The sequence below is a fragment of the Methylibium petroleiphilum PM1 genome (assembly GCF_000015725.1).
Classification (GTDB): Bacteria; Pseudomonadota; Gammaproteobacteria; order Burkholderiales; family Burkholderiaceae_C; genus Methylibium; species Methylibium petroleiphilum.
Genome location: NC_008825.1, coordinates 175108 through 194776 on the forward strand (window position 1 = coordinate 175108; position 19669 = coordinate 194776).

At 68.7% G+C, this 19669-nt stretch carries 14 protein-coding genes and 1 riboswitch; of the genes, 11 read left to right on the forward strand and 3 right to left on the reverse strand.

The window, feature by feature from the left end; translation table 11 throughout:
• The first annotated feature begins 4 nt into the window (after positions 1 to 4).
• The gene (locus MPE_RS00815; RefSeq protein WP_011827766.1) at positions 5 to 2323 is read left to right on the forward strand and encodes an AAA family ATPase; all 2319 of its coding nucleotides are present in this window, start codon (positions 5 to 7) and stop codon (positions 2321 to 2323) included.
• A gap of 43 nt (positions 2324 to 2366) precedes the next feature.
• Positions 2367 to 3440 carry a homocysteine S-methyltransferase family protein gene (locus tag MPE_RS00820; protein ID WP_011827767.1) on the forward strand — a complete coding sequence of 358 codons (1074 nt, stop codon included), beginning with the start codon at positions 2367 to 2369 and terminating at the stop codon, positions 3438 to 3440.
• Between the two features lie 39 nt (positions 3441 to 3479).
• Here MPE_RS00820 and MPE_RS22600 read toward each other — a convergent pair whose 3' ends face one another.
• Positions 3480 to 4019, reverse strand: coding sequence for an OmpA family protein (locus tag MPE_RS22600; protein ID WP_148210865.1), 540 nt, complete (start codon positions 4017 to 4019; stop codon positions 3480 to 3482).
• 105 nt (positions 4020 to 4124) lie between these two features.
• Positions 4125 to 4225: riboswitch (S-adenosyl-L-homocysteine riboswitch) on the forward strand.
• A gap of 63 nt (positions 4226 to 4288) precedes the next feature.
• On the opposite strand from MPE_RS22600, the gene metH reads away from it, so the two are divergent.
• Positions 4289 to 7060 carry a methionine synthase gene (gene metH, locus MPE_RS00830; protein WP_011827769.1) on the forward strand — a complete coding sequence of 924 codons (2772 nt, stop codon included), beginning with the start codon at positions 4289 to 4291 and terminating at the stop codon, positions 7058 to 7060.
• Positions 7061 to 7165: 105 nt separating this feature from the next.
• Positions 7166 to 7744, forward strand: coding sequence for a glycine zipper 2TM domain-containing protein (locus MPE_RS00835; RefSeq protein WP_011827770.1), 579 nt, complete (start codon positions 7166 to 7168; stop codon positions 7742 to 7744).
• Between the two features lie 31 nt (positions 7745 to 7775).
• Here MPE_RS00835 and MPE_RS00840 read toward each other — a convergent pair whose 3' ends face one another.
• Entirely contained in the window at positions 7776 to 9293 is a 1518-nt protein-coding gene (locus MPE_RS00840) for a YifB family Mg chelatase-like AAA ATPase (RefSeq protein ID WP_036232598.1), read from the reverse strand.
• Between the two features lie 246 nt (positions 9294 to 9539).
• Between MPE_RS00840 and MPE_RS00845 the strand changes: the two genes are divergently transcribed.
• The 4 genes from MPE_RS00845 to MPE_RS00860 all read left to right on the forward strand — a co-directional run bounded on the left by MPE_RS00845 (position 9540) and on the right by MPE_RS00860 (position 14883).
• Positions 9540 to 9878 (forward strand): P-II family nitrogen regulator, encoded by a 339-nt coding sequence (locus MPE_RS00845; RefSeq protein ID WP_011827772.1) that lies wholly within the window; start codon positions 9540 to 9542, stop codon positions 9876 to 9878.
• A 26-nt stretch (positions 9879 to 9904) separates the two neighbouring features.
• On the forward strand, positions 9905 to 11431 hold the full coding sequence (locus tag MPE_RS00850; protein ID WP_011827773.1) for an ammonium transporter: 1527 nt from the start codon (positions 9905 to 9907) through the stop codon (positions 11429 to 11431).
• A gap of 153 nt (positions 11432 to 11584) precedes the next feature.
• The gene (gene gshA / locus MPE_RS00855) at positions 11585 to 12880 is read left to right on the forward strand and encodes a glutamate--cysteine ligase (protein ID WP_011827774.1); all 1296 of its coding nucleotides are present in this window, start codon (positions 11585 to 11587) and stop codon (positions 12878 to 12880) included.
• A gap of 116 nt (positions 12881 to 12996) precedes the next feature.
• Entirely contained in the window at positions 12997 to 14883 is a 1887-nt protein-coding gene (locus MPE_RS00860; RefSeq protein ID WP_011827775.1) for a potassium transporter Kup, read from the forward strand.
• A gap of 10 nt (positions 14884 to 14893) precedes the next feature.
• Here the strand turns inward: MPE_RS00860 and MPE_RS00865 are convergent, their stop codons facing one another.
• Entirely contained in the window at positions 14894 to 15517 is a 624-nt protein-coding gene (locus MPE_RS00865; protein ID WP_011827776.1) for a TetR/AcrR family transcriptional regulator, read from the reverse strand.
• 169 nt (positions 15518 to 15686) lie between these two features.
• Between MPE_RS00865 and MPE_RS00870 the strand changes: the two genes are divergently transcribed.
• From MPE_RS00870 to MPE_RS00880, 3 genes are read left to right on the forward strand one after another with little or no spacing between them, the layout of a single operon-like run.
• The gene (locus MPE_RS00870; RefSeq protein ID WP_011827777.1) at positions 15687 to 16817 is read left to right on the forward strand and encodes a DUF5938 domain-containing protein; all 1131 of its coding nucleotides are present in this window, start codon (positions 15687 to 15689) and stop codon (positions 16815 to 16817) included.
• A gap of 8 nt (positions 16818 to 16825) precedes the next feature.
• Positions 16826 to 18370: an acyl-CoA synthetase gene (locus MPE_RS00875; RefSeq protein ID WP_011827778.1), complete on the forward strand. Its 1545-nt coding sequence runs from the start codon at positions 16826 to 16828 to the stop codon at positions 18368 to 18370.
• Positions 18371 to 18407: 37 nt separating this feature from the next.
• Positions 18408 to 19595: a lipid-transfer protein gene (locus MPE_RS00880; RefSeq protein WP_011827779.1), complete on the forward strand. Its 1188-nt coding sequence runs from the start codon at positions 18408 to 18410 to the stop codon at positions 19593 to 19595.
• The last annotated feature ends 74 nt before the right edge of the window (positions 19596 to 19669 follow it).

The window sequence follows — 19669 nt, forward strand, 5'->3', positions numbered from 1 at the left end:
GGCCATGGCAAGGAGTGCTGCTGACGCCCGTTACGTGCTGTCGCCCGGCCTGGCGGATGCGCCCGTGCTCGACCGGCTGTGCTCGCAGTTCGTCCTCACGCTGGCGTTGCGTCACCTCGGGCGCTTCAACCTGCGGCGCGACTGGAGCGCGCTGCTGTCGCTGACCGGCCGTCACCTGGTGTGGCCGCCCAGCGTGCTGCGCCGGCTGCGCGATTACCTCGGCCAGCGCGTCAAGGCGCACGAAGCCTGGCAGGGCCACGCGGCGCTGAGCGACCTCGCCTTCATCGCCCGCCACGGCGCGTGGCGCGGGCCCTACGAGGAAGGCACGCTGTTCTTCTACATCGACGAGTACGTGAAGGACGCGCCCAAGGACCTGCTGGCCGTGCTGGGCGCCACCGCCGAGTGGTTGCAGCGCAGCGTCAAGAAGGAATCGACGCTGGTGCAGAAGAACATCGATGCGCTGGCCGGTCTGCTGCAGCTCAACCCGGCCGAGCGCGCGCTGCTGCTGTACGGCACGCTGGCGCGCTACCAGCGCGACCTGCGCGGTTTGCTCGTCGAGTTCAAGGTGTCGAGTGCGCAGGAGGCCTACGCGGCGATCGCGCAGGTGGCGGAGGTCGACGAGCGCGAGCTGGCCGAAGCCTTGCGCACCGGCTCGCGGCTCGAGCGCATCGGCATGGTCGAGAACCTGATCTCCGAGCACAACATCACCGACCTGGCCGACCTGATGAAGGTCAGCGAGCAACTGCCGCCGGTGCTGATGCGCGAGTACCAGGGTCCGAGCGACCTGATGGCGGTGTTCACCAAGCCGGCCACGCCGACCGAGCTGACGCTGTCCGACTTCGAGTTCGTCGCGGCCGACGCGCAGATGCTGGTGGCGCTGCTGAGGAACGCGGTCGCGCGCCATGAACCCGGCGTCAACGTGCTGCTCTACGGGCCGCCCGGCACCGGCAAGACCGAGCTCGCCAAGGTGGCGGCGCAGGCCGCCGCGCTCGAGCTGTACGAGGTGGAGTCGGCCGACCGCGACGGCAACTCGCTGTCGGGCCGCGACCGCTACCGCTCGCTGCAGATGAGCCAGGTGTTCCTGAAGGGCAGCCCGAACGTCGCGTTGCTGTTCGACGAGGTGGAAGACGTGTTCCCGCCGCTGTCGAACGACGCCGCGCAGCTGATGGCGCGGCTGGAGCAGAGCGACAGCGGTACCTCGAGCTCGGTGGGCGGCAAGGCCTGGGTCAACCAGATCCTCGAGACCAACCCGGTGCCGGTGGTGTGGGTCACCAACCGCATCGAGCAGATCGACCCGGCGTTCCGCCGCCGCTTCCAGTACCACCTGGAGCTGAACTCGCCGCCGCCGGGCGCGCGCGAGGCGATCGTGCAGCGTGCGCTCGAGGGCGTGCAGGCCGCGCCGGAATTCGTGGCCCGGCTCGCCGGCCGGGCCGGGCTGACGCCGGCGCAGATCCGCACCGCCGTGCGCTTCGCGCGGCTGGCCGGTGGCGACGCGGACGCGGCGAGCGATCCGGTGCCGGCGCAGGTGCTGATCGAGCGGCAGCTCGGCAATGCCGACAAGGCACTGGGCCTGCGCGGGCGCGACACCGCGGCGCGACCGGCGGTCACACGCTACGACCTGGGGCTGCTCAACGTCGACTCGCGCTTCGAGCTGCCGCGCATCGTCGAGGCCCTCCAGCGCCGCGGCTGCGGCACGCTGTGCCTCTACGGCCCGCCGGGCACCGGCAAGACGGCGCTGGCCGAGCACATCGCCCACGCGCTGCAGCGTCCGCTCGTGGCGAAGCGCGCCTCGGACCTGGTGAGCAAGTACGTCGGCGAGACCGAACAGAACCTCGCGCGCATGTTCGACGAGGCGCAGCGCGAGGGCGCGGTGCTGCTGCTCGACGAGGCCGACAGCTACCTGCGCAGCCGCCAGCGTGCCGAGCGCAACTACGAGGTGACCGAGGTCAACGAGATGCTGCAGGGCATGGAGCGCTTCGGCGGCGTGTTCGTGTGCACCACCAACCTGTTCGACGAGCTCGACGAGGCGGCGCTGCGGCGCTTCTCGTTCAAGATCCGCTTCAAGCCGCTGGAAGCGCCGCAGCGCGAGCGCATGTTCGTCGCCGAGGCGCTGGGCGGCGATGCCGCCGCGCTGACCGCGGAGCAGCGCGCCCGGTTGGCCGCGCTGGACGTGCTGACGCCGGGGGACTTCGCGGCGGTGCAGCGGCAGGTCGAGCTGCTGGGCGACGTGTTCGAGCCCGACGGCTTCCTTTCGCAGCTGGAGGCCGAGCACCGCGTGAAGCCGGGCGTGCGCGAGCGCCGCAGCATCGGCTTCGTGCGCTAGCTTCGTCAGTAGGGGCATCGGTCGGCCTTCTTACAATCGGGGCATGAGTGCCCTGCCCTATACCCGTGCCGCCCAGTTGCCCGAGCTGCTGAAGCAGCGCATCCTGATCCTCGACGGCGCGATGGGCACGATGATCCAGCGCTACAAGCTCGGCGAGGCCGACTACCGCGGCGAGCGCTTCAAGGACCACGGCAAGGACCTGAAGGGCAACAACGAGCTGCTGCAGTTCACGCGGCCCGATGTCATCACCGAGATCCACGAGGGCTACCTCGCGGCCGGCGCCGACCTGATCGAGACCAACACCTTCGGCGCGACCACGATCGCCCAGGAAGACTACGGCCTGGCGCCGCTGGCACGCGAGATGAACGTGGTGGCGGCCCGGCTCGCGCGCGCCGCCTGCGACAAGTTCAGCACGCCGGACAAGCCGCGCTTCGTGGCCGGCGCCTTCGGCCCGACGCCGCGCACCGCGAGCATCAGCCCCGATGTCAACGACCCGGCGGCGCGCAACGTCAGCTTCGACGAGCTGCGGGCCGCGTACTACGAGCAGGGCGAGGGGCTGCTCGAGGGCGGCGCCGACCTCTTCCTGGTCGAGACCATCTTCGACACGCTGAACGCCAAGGCGGCGATCTTCGCGATCGACGAGCTGTTCGAGAACACCGGCGAACGCCTGCCGGTCATCATCTCCGGCACCGTCACCGATGCGTCGGGCCGCATCCTCAGCGGCCAGACCGTCAGCGCCTTCTGGCATTCGGTGCGCCACGCGCATCCGGTGGCCGTGGGGCTGAACTGCGCACTCGGCGCGACGCTGATGCGGCCCTACATCGAGGAGCTGTGCAAGGCCGCGCCCGACACCTTCATCTCCTGCTACCCGAACGCCGGCCTGCCCAATCCGATGAGCGACACCGGCTTCGACGAGACCCCGGCGATCACCGGCGGCCTGGTCGAGGAGTTCGCGCGGGCCGGCTTCCTGAACATCGCCGGCGGTTGCTGCGGCACCACCCCGGATCACATCGCCGAGATCGCCCGGCGCGTCAGCGCCTACCGGCCGCGCGCACGGCAGGAGCGCTGGATCAGCGAGTTGAGCGAAGAGGCCGACGGCGATCTGCAGACGGCCTGACGGCGCGCGGCCGCCGGGCCTTCGCGCACATCGGCTGCATCACTTGCCGGCCGGGCGGTCGCTGACCAGCAGTTCCAGTCCGGCGCCTTCGGCCCGGCCCAGGCCCACGATGCGCGAGATCGGCACGCCGCGGCCCACGAGGTAGTCGCGCACGCTGGCGGCGCGGTCCTGGACGATCCGGCCCGAGACCTTGTCGTCGGCCGGGGCGCCGATCTGCAGTTCAGTGGTCGCCGCGTGCGGCTTGAAGCCGGTCGCGAACTGGTCGAGCACTGCGGCCAGTGCCGGCTTGACGGCGGTGCGCTGCGGGTCGAAGGCATGCTTGGTCGGCACCTCGACACGCAGGCGGTGGTCGCCGGTGCTGTCGACGACGACCGGCGTGCCCTTGAGCGCGTCCCTGAGGCGCAGGCGCTGGGCCTCCAGCGCCGGTGACAGGCCGGAGCCGAACAGGCCGCCGAAGCCCGAGCTGCCGGAGCCGGGGGTGCCGGGGGCTCCCGGGCGGCTGGCGCACCCGGCCAGGGCGAATGCCAGGCAAAGCAACCCGGCCGTGTAGGAAGGAGAGAAGAGAGAGAAGCGTGTCATGCCGGGCATTGCACCCGGGCCCTGCGTGCCGCACAAGGGGGACGGCCGGACTGCGGAGGGGTATTGGGTGAGGCTTTGTAAACGCGGGCGCGCGTAAAATCGTCGGTGCTCGAGGAGCGTTGCGACGGTTGCCCAGGCTTTGGGACGACCGCCAGGCTCGGGCCGGCGGCACCGCGAGGGCTGCCCTGCAACGGCGCTCACCCCTCCGCCGACCGGCGGGCTGCGGGTGGGCCGCAGCACCGGCGCGGCGCGTCTTTCGGTGAACTGCCATGTCGACAGCTGCTGCTCCTGATTTCTCGAACGTGCCGCCGATGCGCCTGTCCGGCCTGGAGCCGGTGGCCATCGGCGAGCGCTCGCTGTTCGTCAACATCGGCGAACGCACCAACGTCACCGGCTCCAAGGCCTTCGCGCGGATGATCCTCGGCGGGCAGTTCGAGGAGGCGCTGGCCGTGGCGCGCCAGCAGGTCGAGAACGGCGCGCAGGTGATCGACATCAACATGGACGAGGCCATGCTCGACAGCAAGGCCGCGATGGAGCGCTTCCTGAAGCTCATCGCCTCCGAGCCCGAGATCGCGCGCGTGCCGATCATGATCGACAGCTCGAAGTGGGAGGTGATCGAGGCCGGGCTGAAGTGCATCCAGGGCAAGGGCATCGTCAACTCGATCTCGATGAAGGAAGGCGAGGACGCCTTCCGCCACCAGGCGAAGCTGGTGCGCCGCTACGGCGCCGCCGCCGTGGTGATGGCGTTCGACGAGCAGGGCCAGGCGGATACCTTCGCGCGCAAGATCGAGATCTGCGAGCGGGCCTACCGCATCCTCGTCGACGAGGTGGGATTCGCGCCCGAGGACATCATCTTCGACCCCAACATCTTTGCCATTGCGACCGGCATCGAGGAGCACGACAACTACGCGGTCGATTTCATCGAGGCCACGCGCTGGATCAAGCAGCACCTGCCGGGCGCCAAGGTGTCGGGCGGCGTGTCCAACGTGAGCTTCAGCTTCCGCGGCAACGAGCCGGTGCGCGAGGCCATCCACACGGTCTTCCTGTACCACGCGATCCAGGCCGGCATGGACATGGGCATCGTCAACGCCGGCATGGTGGGCGTGTATGACGACCTGGACGCCGAGCTGCGCGAGCGCGTCGAGGACGTGGTGCTGAACCGCAAGCCGGCCTACAAGCCGGGCGAGGCGCAGCTGTCGCCGGGCGAGCGGCTGATCGAGATCGCCGAGCGCGCCAAGGGCGCGGCCAAGGACGACAGCACCCGCCTCGCGTGGCGCGCCGGCACCGTGAACGAGCGGCTGTCGCATGCGCTGATCCACGGCATCACCGACTTCATCGTCGTCGACACCGAGGAGGCCTGGCAGGCGATCCGGGCCGACGGCGGGCGGCCGCTGCACGTGATCGAGGGGCCGCTGATGGCCGGCATGAATGTGGTCGGCGACCTCTTCGGCCAGGGCAAGATGTTCCTGCCGCAGGTGGTGAAGAGCGCGCGCGTGATGAAGCAGGCGGTGGCGCACCTGCTGCCCTATATCGAGGAGGAGAAGAAGGCGCTGATCGATGCCGGCGGCGAGGCCAAGGCCAAGGGCAAGGTGGTGATCGCGACGGTGAAGGGCGACGTGCACGACATCGGCAAGAACATCGTCACCGTGGTGCTCCAGTGCAACAACTTCGAGGTCGTCAACATGGGCGTGATGGTCGCGTGCCAGGACATCCTCGCGAAGGCCAAGGTCGAGGGCGCCGACATCATCGGCCTGTCGGGCCTGATCACGCCCAGCCTCGAGGAAATGCAGCACGTGGCTGCCGAGATGCAGCGCGACGACTACTTCCGCGTGAAGAAGATCCCGCTGCTGATCGGCGGGGCCACCTGCAGCCGGGTCCACACCGCGGTCAAGATCGCCCCCAAGTACGAAGGCCCGGTGGTCTACGTGCCTGACGCCTCGCGCAGCGTGGGCGTGTGCAGCGAGCTGCTGAGCGACGAGCGGGCCGCGAAGTACATCGAGGAACTGAAGGTCGACTACGACAAGGTGCGCCTGCAGCACGCAAACAAGAAAGCCACGCCGATGGTCTCGCTGGCCGCGGCACGGGCCAACAAGACGCCGATCGACTGGCGCGGCTACGCGCCGCCGCAACCGAAGTTCGTCGGCCGCCGCGTGTTCAGGAACTACGACCTGGCCGAGCTCGCGCAGCAGATCGACTGGGGCCCGTTCTTCCAGACCTGGGACCTGGCGGGCGCCTTCCCGCAGATCCTGCGCGACGAGGTGGTCGGTGCCGAGGCGCAACGCGTGATGAGCGACGGCAAGCGCATGCTGCAGCGGCTGATCGAGGGCCGCTGGCTGCAGGCGCACGGCGTGATCGGCCTGTACCCGGCCAACACGGTGAACGACGACGACATCGAGATCTACACCGACGAGACGCGCCGCGAGGTGCTGATGACGTGGCACGGTCTGCGCATGCAGACCGAGCGGCCGGTGGTCGACGGCGTGAAGCGGCCGAACCGCTGCCTGGCCGATTTCGTCGCCCCGAAGTCGAGCGGGCTGGCCGACCACGTCGGCCTGTTCGCGGTGACCGCCGGCCATGGCGTCGACAAGAAGGAGGCGGCCTTTCTGGCCGACCATGACGACTACTCCGCGATCATGCTGAAGGCGCTGGCCGACCGGCTGGCCGAGGCCTTTGCCGAGCGCATGCACCAGCGCGTACGCACCGATTTCTGGGGCTACGCGGCCGATGAGGCGCTCAGCACCGAACAGCTGATCGCCGAGCAGTACCGCGGCATCCGCCCCGCACCTGGCTATCCGGCCTGCCCCGACCACACCGTCAAGCGCGACATGTTCCGCGCGCTGCAGTGCGAGGAGATCGGCATGACGCTGACCGAGAGCCTCGCGATGACGCCGGCCGCCAGCGTCAGCGGCTTCTACCTCGCCCACCCCGCTGCGGCCTACTTCAATGTCGGCAAGATCGGAGAGGACCAGTTGCGCGACTGGGCGGGCCGGACGCAGCAGGAACTGGCGCAGGCAGAGCGCGCCCTCGCCCCGCTGATGTAACGCGTAAGGCGCTGTTTAACGGCGCCTTACATCTGATGCATTCGCCGCTGCAACGCGGCGCGGTGGCTCGTGTCCAATCGGTCGCCCGAAGGAGGACGATCGATCATGGAAGCAGCATCCCGAACATCTGACAAAACTGCCGGCGGCCTGCCGCGCTGGATGTGGCTGGCCGGTGGCGCGGTCGCGCTGACCATTGCCGGAGTCGCCAGTGCGCTGGCCCTGCAGCAGCGCGCGCAGCCGGCATCTGCCGCGGCGGCGGTCGCGCCCGTTGAAGAGATCGTGTCGCCCGCGCCCAAGCCCTCGCGCGGCGTGACCGCCGGCCAGCCGGCTGGCCATGCGTCACCGGCAGCGGCGGCCTGCGCGCAGTGCGGCGTGGTCGAGTCGGTGCAGGCGGTGAAGGTCAAGGGCGAGGCCAGCGGCGTTGGCGCGGTCGCCGGCGGCGTGCTCGGTGGCGTGGTCGGCAACCAGTTCGGCGGCGGCAACGGTCGTACCGCGATGACGGTGCTCGGTGCGGTGGGCGGTGGCGTGGCCGGTCACGAGATCGAGAAGAACGTGAAGGCGAAGACGGTCTACAGCGTGCGCGTGCGCATGGACGACGGCAGCCTGCGCACGCTGCAGCAGTCGCAGGCGCCGGCGGTCGGTGCGCGGGTCAAGGTCGACGGAACGACGCTGCGCGCCGCCTGAGCGCGCGCGTCGAGTCAAAGGGCCCGTTCGTTCAGCCTGCCGCCAGCACGCGGCGGTACTGGATCGCCTCGGCCACGTGGCCGACACCGATGTGCTCGGCACCGGCCAGGTCGGCGATGGTGCGCGCCACCCGCAACAGGCGGTGCTGGCCGCGAGCCGACCAACCGAGTCGCAAGGACGTGGCCTGCATGAACTGCGCCGCACCGGGCTCGATCGCCACGTGTGTGTCGATGCCGTTGCTGTCGAGGAATGCGTTGCTGCAACCCTGGCGCCGGTGCTGCCGTTCGCGCGCTCGTGCGGCACGTTCGGCGACGGCCTCGCTCGGGTCTCCGTCGGGAAGGGCCGACAGCGCCTCGGGGCCGACCGCCGGCACCTCCACCTGCAGGTCGATGCGGTCGAGCAGCGGGCCGCTGATGCGGCCCTGGTAACGAGCCACCATGTCGCTGGAGCAGCGGCAGGTTCTCAATGTGGAGCCGGCGTGGCCGCAAGGGCAGGGGTTCATCGCCGCGATCAACTGGAAGCGCGCGGGGAATTCGGCCTGGCGCGCCGCGCGCGAGATCGTGATGCGACCCGTTTCCAAGGGCTCACGCAGGGCCTCCAGCGCGGCGCGAGGAAACTCCGGCCACTCGTCGAGGAACAGCACGCCGTGATGAGCCAGCGAAATCTCGCCCGGCCGCGGTGGTGATCCGCCGCCGACCAGCGCGACCGCGGAAGCACTGTGGTGCGGGGCACGCAGCACGCGCTCGCGCCAGCGACCGGCGTCGAAGCGTCCCACCAGGCTCAGCACGGCCGCGGACTCCAGCGCCTGTTCGTCGCTCAGCGGTGGCAGCAGGCCGGCGAAGCGCTGCGCCAGCATCGACTTGCCGGCCCCTGGTGGACCGACCAGCAGCACGCTGTGCTGGCCCGCCGCGGCAACCTCGAGCGCGCGCTTGGCGGCGGCTTGCCCCTTCACGTCGCGCAACTCGCCCCACCGGGGTGCCGTCGGCGGACGCGGCCAGGGCGTGGCCGCCGACAGGGGCTGCGCTGCGTCGCCGGGCAGCAGCGCACTGACCACGTCGAGCAAGTGCTTGGCGGAGCGCACCTGCAGTCCTTCGATCAAGGCGGCCTCGCGCGCACTCGGGTCCGGCAGCACCAGCGGGCGTTCCCGGCCCTCATGTCGCGCGGCCAGCGCCATCGCCAGCGCACCCCGTACCGGCCGCAGGTCGCCGGCGAGCGACAACTCTCCGGCGAACTCCAGATCGGCCAGTCGCCCCGCATCGATCTGGCCGCTGGCGGCCAGGATGCCCAGCGCGATCGGCAGGTCGAAGCGGCCCGACTCCTTGGGCAGATCGGCTGGCGCCAGATTGACCGTGATGCGCTGGTTGTGGGGAAACGCCAGGCCGCTGTTCAGCAGTGCGGCACGGACTCGCTCACGCGCCTCCTTGACTTCGGTGTCGGCCAGACCGACGAGCGTGAAACTCGGCAGACCGTTCGCCAGATGCACCTCGACGGTGACTTCGGGGGCATCGAGCCCATCGAGAGCACGGCTGTGGACAACGGCGAGCGACATGTCCGATCGATCATGGCATCGCGCCTCCGCCACCACGAGCCCACCGAAGGGTGGTTGGCTCGCACTTTGGCACCGCAGGGGTGCCAAAAGTTGCAGACATCCCTGTTTTGGGGCGCCACCGATACAAGCGTCCCCGGTTCGGCTCGCGACTCCCTGTTATGGCGCAGTGGCACAGAACCTGCTGAGTCGTCGTTCGTGCTCTGAACCGAGACCTTGTAACCGTCCCGTCCACCCAAGGAGAACGCCATGAAGATGGTGACTGCCATTGTCAAGCCCTTCAAGCTTGACGAAGTTCGTGAGGCCTTGAGCGCTATCGGCGTTCAGGGCATCACGGTGACCGAAGTCAAAGGCTTCGGCCGCCAAAAGGGCCACACCGAGCTGTATCGCGGTGCGGAGTACGTTGTCGACTTCCTGCCCAAGGTCAAGATCGAGGCAGCCGTCGATGACGCCATCGTCGACCGCGTGATCGAAGCGATCGAAGCCTCGGCCCGCACCGGCAAGATCGGTGACGGCAAGGTCTTCGTCACCAACCTCGAGCAGGTGATCCGCATCCGCACCGGCGAAACCGGCAAGGACGCGCTCTGAGCGCTTTCAACAGGAACGAGTCAAACATGAGAAAGCTCATTGCCTCCCTCGCCACGTCGTTGGCGCTCGGCGTTGCGGTACTCGGTTTCGCCGATGTCGCGATGGCCCAGGAAGCTGCATCGGCGCCCGCCGCTGCCGCAGTCGTCGAAGCGGCCGCCGCCGCTACCCCTGCTGCCGAAGCCTCCGCGCCCGAAGCGGCGCCGGCCGCAGCCGCGCCCGTGCCCAACAAGGGCGACGTCGCGTGGATGCTGGTGTCCACGCTGCTGGTCATCATGATGTCGATCCCCGGCCTGGCGCTGTTCTACGGCGGCCTGGTGCGCAGCAAGAACATGCTGTCGGTGCTGATGCAGGTCTTCGTGGTGTTCTCGCTGATCAGCGTGCTGTGGTTCATCTACGGCTACAGCCTGGCGTTCACCGAAGGCAACGCCTACATCGGCGGCTTCGACCGGCTGTTCCTGAAGGGCGTGTTCGATCCCGCCACCGGCGCATTCGCGATGGGTGCCACCTTCAGCAAGGGCGTGGTCATCCCTGAGATCGTGTTCGTCGCCTTCCAGGCCACGTTCGCGGCGATCACCTGCGGCCTGATCGTCGGCGCCTTCGCCGAGCGCATCAAGTTCAGCGCGGTGCTGCTGTTCGTCACGCTGTGGTTCACCTTCAGCTACACGCCGATCGCCCACATGGTGTGGTACTGGATGGGTCCGGACGCCTACACCGGCAAGGAAGTGGTTGATGCCATGAATGGCAAGGCCGGCCAGATCTGGCAGTGGGGTGCGCTGGACTTCGCTGGCGGCACTGTGGTGCACATCAACGCCGCCGTCGCGGGTCTGGTGGGTGCCTACATGGTCGGCAAGCGCATCGGCTACGGCAAGGAAGCCTTCACGCCGCACTCGCTGACGCTGACGATGGTCGGTGCCTCGCTGCTGTGGGTGGGCTGGTTCGGCTTCAACGCGGGCTCCGCGCTGGAAGCCGGCAACAGCGCCGCGCTGGCCTTCCTGAACACCTTCTCGGCCACGGCCTGTGCCGTGCTGGCCTGGTGCGTCGGTGAGTCGCTGTTCAAGGGCAAGGCCTCGATGCTGGGTGCGGCGTCGGGTGCGGTGGCCGGCCTGGTGGCCATCACGCCGGCCGCCGGCAACGTCGGCATCGTCGGCGCCATGGTGATCGGCCTCGTCGCCGGCTTCGCCTGCCTGTGGGGTGTCAGCGGCCTGAAGAAGCTGCTCGGCGCGGACGATTCGCTCGACGTGTTCGGCGTCCATGGCGTCGGCGGCATCGTCGGTGCGCTGCTGACCGGCGTGTTCAACTCGCCGGCCCTGGGCGGCCCGGGCTACGTGACCGACTGGGTCACCGCCAGCGTCATCTCGGCGGCCGACTACTCGATCGCCTCGCAGGTGTGGATCCAGGCCAAGGCCGTGCTGCTGACCATCGTCTGGTCGGGCGTGGTCTCGGTGGTGGCCTACAAGATCACCGACCTGGTGATCGGCCTGCGCGTTAGCGAGGATGCCGAGCGCGAAGGCCTCGACATCACCTCGCACGGCGAGACCGCGTACCACAAGTGATCTCTCCGTAAGTTGCCCCGTGCCGGCCCACGCCGGCCGGGGCTTGCAGCCAGGCCGCCTTCGGGCGGCCTTTTTTATGGCCGGACTTGCAAGCAGCGCGCGAACCGCCACCTGCCTAGAATCCCGTTTCCGGTTACGCCAAAGGCTTGTTCCATGGTCCCCCACCTCATTACCGCCCTGAACGGACCGATCAACGAGCTGGAGCAGCGCATCCTCGAGTCCATGCCGGCGATCGAGCGCTGGTTCCGTCTCGAGTGGATGGAGCACACGCCGCCGTTCTACAGCTCCGTGGACGTGCGCAACGCCGGCTTCAAGCTGGCGCCGGTCGACACCAACCTCTACCCCGGCGGTTTCAACAACCTCACGCCCGAGATGCTGCCGCTGGCGGTGCAGGCGGCGATGGCGGCGATCGAGAAGATCTGCCCCGAGGCGAAGAACCTCCTTCTGATCCCCGAGAAGCACACCCGCAACACCTTCTACCTGATGAACGTGCAGCGTCTGGTGCAGATCTTCGGCGCTGCCGGCCTGAACGTGCGGCTGGGGACGCTGGACGACAGCATCACCGAGCCGACGCGCCTGGCGCTGCCCGACGGCTCCGAACTGACGCTCGAGCCGCTGCTGCGCAGCAAGCGCCGCCTGGGGCTGAAGGATTTCGACCCCTGCACCATCCTGCTCAACAATGACCTGTCCGCGGGCATCCCGAAGGTGCTCGAAGGCCTGCACGAGCAATACCTGCTGCCGCCGCTGCATGCCGGCTGGGCGGTGCGGCGCAAGAGCCAGCATTTCCAGGCCTACGAGGAAGTGGCCAAGAAGTTCGCCAAGCTGCTGGGCATGGATCCGTGGCTGATCAACCCGATGTTCGCCAAGTGCGGCAAGGTCAACTTCCAGGACGGCACCGGCCAGGAGTGCGTGCAGAGCCATGCCGACGCGCTGCTCGGCAAGATCCGCCGCAAGTACAAGGAGTACGGCATCCAGGAGAAGCCGTTCGTCATCGTCAAGGCCGATGCCGGCACCTACGGCATGGGCATCATGACGGTGCGCGACGCCAAGGACCTGGACGAGCTCAACCGCAAGGCGCGCAACAAGATGAGCGTCATCAAGGACGGCCAGGAGGTCTCCGAGGTGATCATCCAGGAGGGCGTGCCGACCTACGAACGCATGAACGACGCCGTGGCCGAGCCGGTGGTCTACATGATCGACCGCTACGTGGTCGGCGGCTTCTACCGCGTGCACGCCGAGCGGGGCATCGACGAGAACCTCAATTCGCCGGGGGCGAGCTTCGTGCCGCTGGCCTTCGCCGAGAGCCACCATCTGCCGCGGCCGGGCGAGAAACCCGGTGCCAGCGCTCCGAACCGCTTCTACATGTACGGCGTGATCGGACGGCTGGCGATGCTGGGCGCCAGCTACGAACTCGAAGCGACCGACCCCGACGCCGAGGTCTACGAGTAGCGCGCGCCGGCTTCGCGCCGAGGCGGCATCGCGTTGCTGCGCTGCAACAACCCAAAGCGGATCCGCCCTGGGACGCAGCGCAGAATGGGGGCCCTCGCCGACCCCGCGCCCATTTCGTGCACTCTCGATCCTCCGATCCACCGACCGGCTCCAAGCTGGCGGCCCTGACCCTCGGCGCCGTCGGCGTCGTTTACGGCGACATCGGGACCAGTCCGCTGTATGCGTTGAAGGAGGTCTTCGCGCACGGGCGCATCGACATCACGCCGGACAACATCTACGGCATCCTGTCGCTGGTGGTGTGGACGCTGACGGTCATCGTCTCGCTCAAGTACGTGCTGCTGATCCTGCGCGCCGACAACAACGGCGAAGGCGGCCTGATCGCGATGCTGGCGCTGGCCTCCACGGCCGTGAAGGAGCGGCCCGTGCTGCGCCGGAGATTGCTGATCCTCGGTGTGTTCGGCACGGCGATCTTCTTCGGCGATGGCGTGATCACGCCCGCCATCTCGGTGCTGTCGGCGGTGGAAGGTCTGGAGGTCGCCGCGCCCGGGCTGCACCGCTACGTGGTGCCGGTGACGCTGGTGGTCCTGACGCTGCTGTTCGCCGCGCAGCGCTTCGGCACCGGCGGCATCGGCAAGTTCTTCGGGCCTGTGACGGCCGTGTGGTTCATCGTGCTGGCGCTGCTCGGCGTGGTGCACATCGTCGAGAACCCGGCGGTGCTGGCCGCGCTGAGCCCGCACTACGCTCTCGCCTTCATGTGGCAGCACCCCGGCACGGCCTTCGTGTCGCTCGGCGCGGTGGTGCTGTGTGTGACCGGGGCCGAGGCCTTGTATGCAGACATGGGTCACTTCGGCAAGCGGCCGATCCGCCTCGCGTGGTTCAGCCTCGTGATGCCGGCGCTGATGATCAACTACTTCGGCCAGGGCGCGATGCTGCTGCAGCGGCCGGAGACGGTGAAGAATCCGTTCTACGAGATGGCCCCCGAGTGGGCGCTCTACCCTCTGATCGTGCTGGCCACGCTGGCGACGGTGATCGCCTCGCAGGCGCTGATCACGGCCGCGTTCTCGGTCACCAAACAGGCGATCCAGCTCGGCTACTTCCCGCGCCTGCGGGTCACCCACACCTCGGTCAAGGAGACCGGACAGATCTACGTGCCGTTCGTGAACTGGGGGCTTTACGCCTGCATCGTGCTGGCGGTCGTGACTTTCGGCTCCAGCAGCAAGCTGGCCTCGGCCTACGGCATCGCGGTGACCACCGACATGCTGATCACCACGACGATGACCTTCTTCGTGATCCGCTACAGCTGGAAATACCCATGGGCGCTGTGCGTCGCTGCGACCGGCTTCTTCTTTCTGGTCGATGCGATGTTCTTCGCGGCCAACGCGATCAAGATCCTCGACGGGGGCTGGTTCCCGCTGGCCATCGGGGCGGCGATGTTCACGCTGATGATGACCTGGAAACAGGGGCGCCGGCTGATGAGCGAGCGCCTGCGCGAGGAGGCGATCGACCTGAAGAGCTTCCTGGAGTCGGTGTTCATCAGCCCGCCGACGCGGGTTCAGGGCACGGCGGTGTTCCTGGCGGCCGAGCAGGGCAGCACGCCGAACGCGCTGCTGCACAACCTCAAGCACAACAAGGTGCTGCACGAGCAGAACCTGTTCGTCACCGTCAGGCACCACGAGGTGCCGTGGATCCCGTTCAGCAAGCGCTGCGAGATCGAGTCGCTGGGCCACTGCTGCTGGCAGGTGACGCTGAATTTCGGCTTCAAGAACGAACCCGATGTGCCCGAGGCGCTGGCGCTGCTGCGGGGCCGTGGCGTGCAGCTCGACGACATGGAGACCAGCTATTTCCTGTCGCGCGACATCGTCATTCCGACCATCGGCAAGGGCATGGCCATCTGGCGCGAGAAGCTGTTCTGCAGCATGCACCGCAACGCGGCGGCGGCGGCTGACTTCCTGAACCTGCCGACCAACCGCGTCGTGGAGCTGGGCTCGAAGGTCGAGATCTGAGCGGGCCGCGTTACTGCAGCCGCGTCGGCGCGCCGACCAGCTGCACCACCACCAGCCGCACGTTCTTCTGCAGCGCCGAGATCGCCTGCCGGTCGCCCGACAGGTGCTTCAGCAGGCACTGCTGGAACAGGCCGTCGAAGGTCGCGTAGATCACGCTGGCCGGCAGGCGCAGCGGCTCGCCGGCCAGTTCGGCGAAGCGCGACATCACGCGCCACATCATCTTCTCGAGGCTCTTGTCGATCTCTGCCACGTCGGTGCGAAAGCCCTCGTCGAACAGCGATTGCGCGCGCAGGTCGTACCACAGGCGGTGCAGCGGCGCCTCGCGGCGCACCGTCTCGCCGAGGACGGCCAGGAAGCCCGTCATCAGCTCGTCGAAGCTGGTGGCCTCCGCCGTCACCTGGTCGTAGCGCACGACGCAGCGCGCCTTGTACTGGCGCATGCTGCACAGGATCAGGTCGAGCTTGTCCTTGAAGTAGTAGTGCAGCACGCCGTGCGAGAACTCGGACTTCTGCGCGATCTCGCGCAGGCTGGTGCGCGCATAGCCCAGTTCGGCCAGGGCCTGCAGCGCAGCCGCGCCGAGCTCGGCACGGCGCTCGGCGAACTTGTCGACTCGGGGGGCGGCGGCGCGGGTCATGGATCGGTACGGAACGGTCGCGGATGCTGCTCAAGATAGCACAGCGCAGGCCCTGGCCAGTCTGCGGCGCGGAGAATCTGGACGACTGTCCAAAAAATACTTGACGCTTGTCAAGGCCACTCCTAGCATGCATCGAACGGTCGGCCTCCACGACCGACGAGGAGACAGCATGAGCAACAAGAAGCCCGTCGTCGTCTACGGCGCCTCCGGCTACACCGGCCGCCTGATCTGCGAATACCTTCGCGAGTACGGCATCCCGTTCATCGCCGCGGGTCGCAGCGCGGACAAGCTGCAGACGGCGATGCAGTCCAACGTGCCGGGCATCGAGACCGCGAGCTACGAGATCGCCGAGGTGCCGCACAGCGTCGCGGCGCTGACCGAGCTGTTCCGCGGCGCGTCGGTGGTGCTGAACACCGTCGGACCGTTCGCGAAGTTCGGCCCGGAGGTCGTCGAGGCCTGCCTGGCCGCCCGCTGTCACTACACCGACACCACCGGCGAGCAGGACTGGCTGATCACGCTCGACGAACAGTACGGCGCCCAGTTCGCCGCCGCCGGCCTGCTGCTGTCGCCCGGCCTGGCGCACATGTACACCACCGGCGAGATCGCCGCGCAGCTGTGCCTCGAGACGCCGGGGCTCGACACGCTCGACATCGCCGTGTTCTGGGGCGGCAGCCCGACGATCGCGTCGACGCAGACCATCCTGGTCAATGCTGCGACGTCCAAGGCCTACTACCTCGACCAGAACAGGTACGTCGAGTGGCAGCCCGACGCGGGTCTCTACAACGTGACCATCCCGGGCCAGCACGAGGCCGCGCTGGCGCTGCCCTGGGGCGGCACCTCGCATCCGGTGTGGTTCAAGCGCGACCCGCGTGTGGCCACCGTCAAGGTGCTGGGCGGCGTGTTCAACAAGCCGCTGATGCAGGGCGTGCCGCTGATCGTCGCGGCGGCGCTGAAGGCGACCGAGGGCATGAACCCCGAGGAGCGCTACGCGGCGCTGGCCCAGACGGCCGCCGGCGTGATGAACACCATGCCACCACGCGAGAACCCGCGTCTCAACAAGTCGGTCGACTCGGTCCACGCGTCCGGCCCGCTGGCGCGCGCGCACTGCGTGATCTTCGGCAACTGCAACTACAAGCAGACCGGGTTGCTGCAGGCGTTTGCGGCGGCCTCGCTGCTGCAGCAGGCGCCCCGGCGCGTCGGCTTCGCCTCCGGCTGCCAGGCCTTCGGACATCACGAACTGCTCGGCGCCCTGCGCAGCTTCGGCCTGGTGCAGGCGCCGATCCTGACCGTCCACCGCTAGGCCGCGCGATGCGACTGGTCGACTACCTCGACAAGGGCGCCCAACTCGGCGCTGACGCGCCCTGCCTGACCATGGGCGACGCCGACCTGAGCTACGCCGACGTGCAGCGCATCAGCTACCGCGTCGCCCGCGGCCTGCAACGCTCGGGCATCGCACCGGGCGACAAGGTCGCGGTGCTGTCGAGCAACCACGCGCTGGCCTTCGCCTGTGTGTTCGGCATCGCGCGCGCCGGCGCCGTGTGGTGCCCGATCAACCCGCGCAACGAGGCGAGCGAGAACCGCTACGTGCTCGACGCCTTCGACTGCGCCTGTGTCATCTTTCACAGCAACTATGCGCCGATGGTCGAGCAGATGCGCGCCGGCCTGCCCAAGCTGCGGCTGCTGGTCTGCCTCGATCAGCCGGCGCCGTTCGCGGCGGGCTTCGGCGACTGGCTGCATGGTCTTGGCGACGAGCCGCTGCACGTCGAGCCGCCCGACGACCTGGCGATGATCGCGGGCACCGGCGGCACCACCGGCAGTCCCAAGGGCGTGATGCTGACCGGCCGCAACCTCGAGACGATGTCGGCGCTGACGCTGATGGGCTATCCGTTCGACGGGCGGCCTTCCTACCTGGCGCTGGCGCCGCTGACCCATGCGGCCGGCGTGCTGTGCCTGCCGGTGATGGCGCTGGGTGGCCGCGTGGTCATCATGCCGAAGCCCGATCTGGGCGAGTTCCTCGCGCTGATCGAGCGCCACCGCATCACCCACACCTTCCTGCCGCCGACGCTGATCTACATGCTGCTGCAGCACGAGCGCCTGGCCACGGCGAGGCTCGATTCGCTGCAGTGCTTCTGGTATGGCGCGGCGCCGATCTCGGCGGCGCGGCTCGAGGAGGCGTTGACCAAGATCGGCCCGGTGATGGCGCAGCTGTTCGGGCAGACCGAGGCGCCGATGATGATCTCGATGATGTCGCCCCGCGAGCACTTCCAGACCGACGGCGCGGTAGCGCGCGCGCGCCTGTCGTCGGCCGGCCGGCCCGGCCCGCTGGTCCAGGTGGCCACGATGGACGGCGAGGGCCGCCTGCTGCCCACCGGCGAGACCGGCGAGATCGTGGTGCGCGGCTCATTGGTGATGGCCGGCTACTACAAGGATCCCAAGGCCACGGCCGAGGCCGGCCGCCACGGATGGCACCACACCGGCGACATCGGCCGGCTCGATGCCGACGGCTTTCTCTTCATCGTCGACCGCGCCAAGGACATGATCATCACCGGCGGCTTCAACGTCTACTCGGTCGAGGTCGAGCAGGCGCTGATGCAGCATCCCGACGTGCAGGACAGCGCGGTGATCGGTCTGCCCGACGACAAGTGGGGTGAGCGCGTGGTGGCGGTGTTGCAGCTGCACGCCGGCCGCAGCGTGAAGCCCGAGGACATCCAGGCCTTCGTCAAGGCCCGCATCGGCAGCGTCAAGTCGCCCAAGCAGGTCGAGATCTGGTCCGACCTGCCACGTTCCAAGGTCGGCAAGGTCTTGAAGAAGGACATCCGTGCCTCGTTGCTGAAGCCTGCAGAATCGAGTTGAGCTGCCTTCCAGCCACCGCACCCATCGGAGAGCCGCCATGGCCAACAGAGTCTGCATTGCCGGCGTGGGCATGATCGCCTTCGCCAAGCCCGGCGCCAGCGAGCCCTATCACCTGATGGCCGCGCGGGCCGGTCGCCAGGCCCTGGCCGACGCCGGCATCGGCTACGACGCGCTGCAGCAGGCCTACGTGGGCTATGTCTATGGCGACTCCACGAGCGGCCAGAAGGCGGTCTACGAGCTCGGCATGACCGGCATCCCGGTGATCAACGTCAACAACAACTGCTCGACCGGCTCGACCGCGCTGTTCCTGGCGCGCCAAGCGGTGGAGAGCGGCGCCGCCGACTGTGTGCTGGCGCTCGGCTTCGAGCAGATGAAGCCCGGCGCGCTCGGCACGGTGTTCGACGACCGGCCCAGCCCCTTCGAGGACTTCGACCGCGAGGCCGAGGCCTTGGTGGGCATGCCGGAGCTGCCGCTCGCGCTGCGCTACTTCGGCGGGGCCGGCCTCGGCCACATGCAGAAGTACGGCACGCCGCTGGAGGCCTTCGCCCGGATCCGCGCCAAGGCCAGCCGCCACGCCGCGCGCAACCCGCTGGCGCTGCTGCGCAAGGAGCTCAGCACCGAGGACGTGATGAACGCGCCCATGCTCTGGCCCGGCGTGATGACGCGCCTGATGGCCTGCCCGCCCACTTGCGGCGCGGCGGCGGCGGTGCTCGTCTCCGAGGCCTACGCCAGGAAGAACGGCCTGCGCACCGACGTGGCGATCCGCGCCCAGGCCATGACCACCGACCGGCCCGACACCTTCGACAGCCGCGACATGATGAAGGTGGTGGGGGCCGGCATGAGCCGTGCCGCTGCGCAGAGCGTCTACGAGCAGGCCGGGATCGGTCCCGAGGATCTGGACGTGGTGGAACTGCACGACTGCTTCGCGCACAACGAGCTGATCACCTACGAGGCGCTCGGCCTGTGCCCCGAGGGCGGCGCCGCCGCCTTCATCGACGCCGGCGACAACACCTACGGCGGTCGCGTGGTCACCAACCCCTCGGGCGGCCTGCTCTCCAAGGGCCATCCGCTCGGCGCCACCGGCCTGGCGCAGTGCTACGAGCTGACCCACCAGCTGCGCGGCACGGCCGAGCAGCGCCAGGTCGACGGCGCGCGCGTCGCGCTGCAGCACAACCTGGGGCTGGGCGGGGCGTGCGTCGTGACCTTGTACGAAGCGACCGCCTGAGTCTGCAGGCGGCGCGGCGCCGGCGCTGAAGACGGGCGGCTGCCCCTGGCGCGGCCGTGCGCCGGGATACTCCG

Coding starts and splice junctions, on each gene's coding strand:
- MPE_RS00815 (WP_011827766.1), top strand. CDS start 5: ATGGCAAGGAGTGCTGCTGACGCCCGTTACGTGCTGTCGCCCGGCCTG.
- MPE_RS00820 (WP_011827767.1), top strand. CDS start 2,367: ATGAGTGCCCTGCCCTATACCCGTGCCGCCCAGTTGCCCGAGCTGCTG.
- MPE_RS22600 (WP_148210865.1), bottom strand. CDS start 4,019: ATGACACGCTTCTCTCTCTTCTCTCCTTCCTACACGGCCGGGTTGCTT.
- metH (WP_011827769.1), top strand. CDS start 4,289: ATGTCGACAGCTGCTGCTCCTGATTTCTCGAACGTGCCGCCGATGCGC.
- MPE_RS00835 (WP_011827770.1), top strand. CDS start 7,166: ATGGAAGCAGCATCCCGAACATCTGACAAAACTGCCGGCGGCCTGCCG.
- MPE_RS00840 (WP_036232598.1), bottom strand. CDS start 9,293: ATGTCGCTCGCCGTTGTCCACAGCCGTGCTCTCGATGGGCTCGATGCC.
- MPE_RS00845 (WP_011827772.1), top strand. CDS start 9,540: ATGAAGATGGTGACTGCCATTGTCAAGCCCTTCAAGCTTGACGAAGTT.
- MPE_RS00850 (WP_011827773.1), top strand. CDS start 9,905: ATGAGAAAGCTCATTGCCTCCCTCGCCACGTCGTTGGCGCTCGGCGTT.
- gshA (WP_011827774.1), top strand. CDS start 11,585: ATGGTCCCCCACCTCATTACCGCCCTGAACGGACCGATCAACGAGCTG.
- MPE_RS00865 (WP_011827776.1), bottom strand. CDS start 15,517: ATGACCCGCGCCGCCGCCCCCCGAGTCGACAAGTTCGCCGAGCGCCGT.
- MPE_RS00870 (WP_011827777.1), top strand. CDS start 15,687: ATGAGCAACAAGAAGCCCGTCGTCGTCTACGGCGCCTCCGGCTACACC.
- MPE_RS00875 (WP_011827778.1), top strand. CDS start 16,826: ATGCGACTGGTCGACTACCTCGACAAGGGCGCCCAACTCGGCGCTGAC.
- MPE_RS00880 (WP_011827779.1), top strand. CDS start 18,408: ATGGCCAACAGAGTCTGCATTGCCGGCGTGGGCATGATCGCCTTCGCC.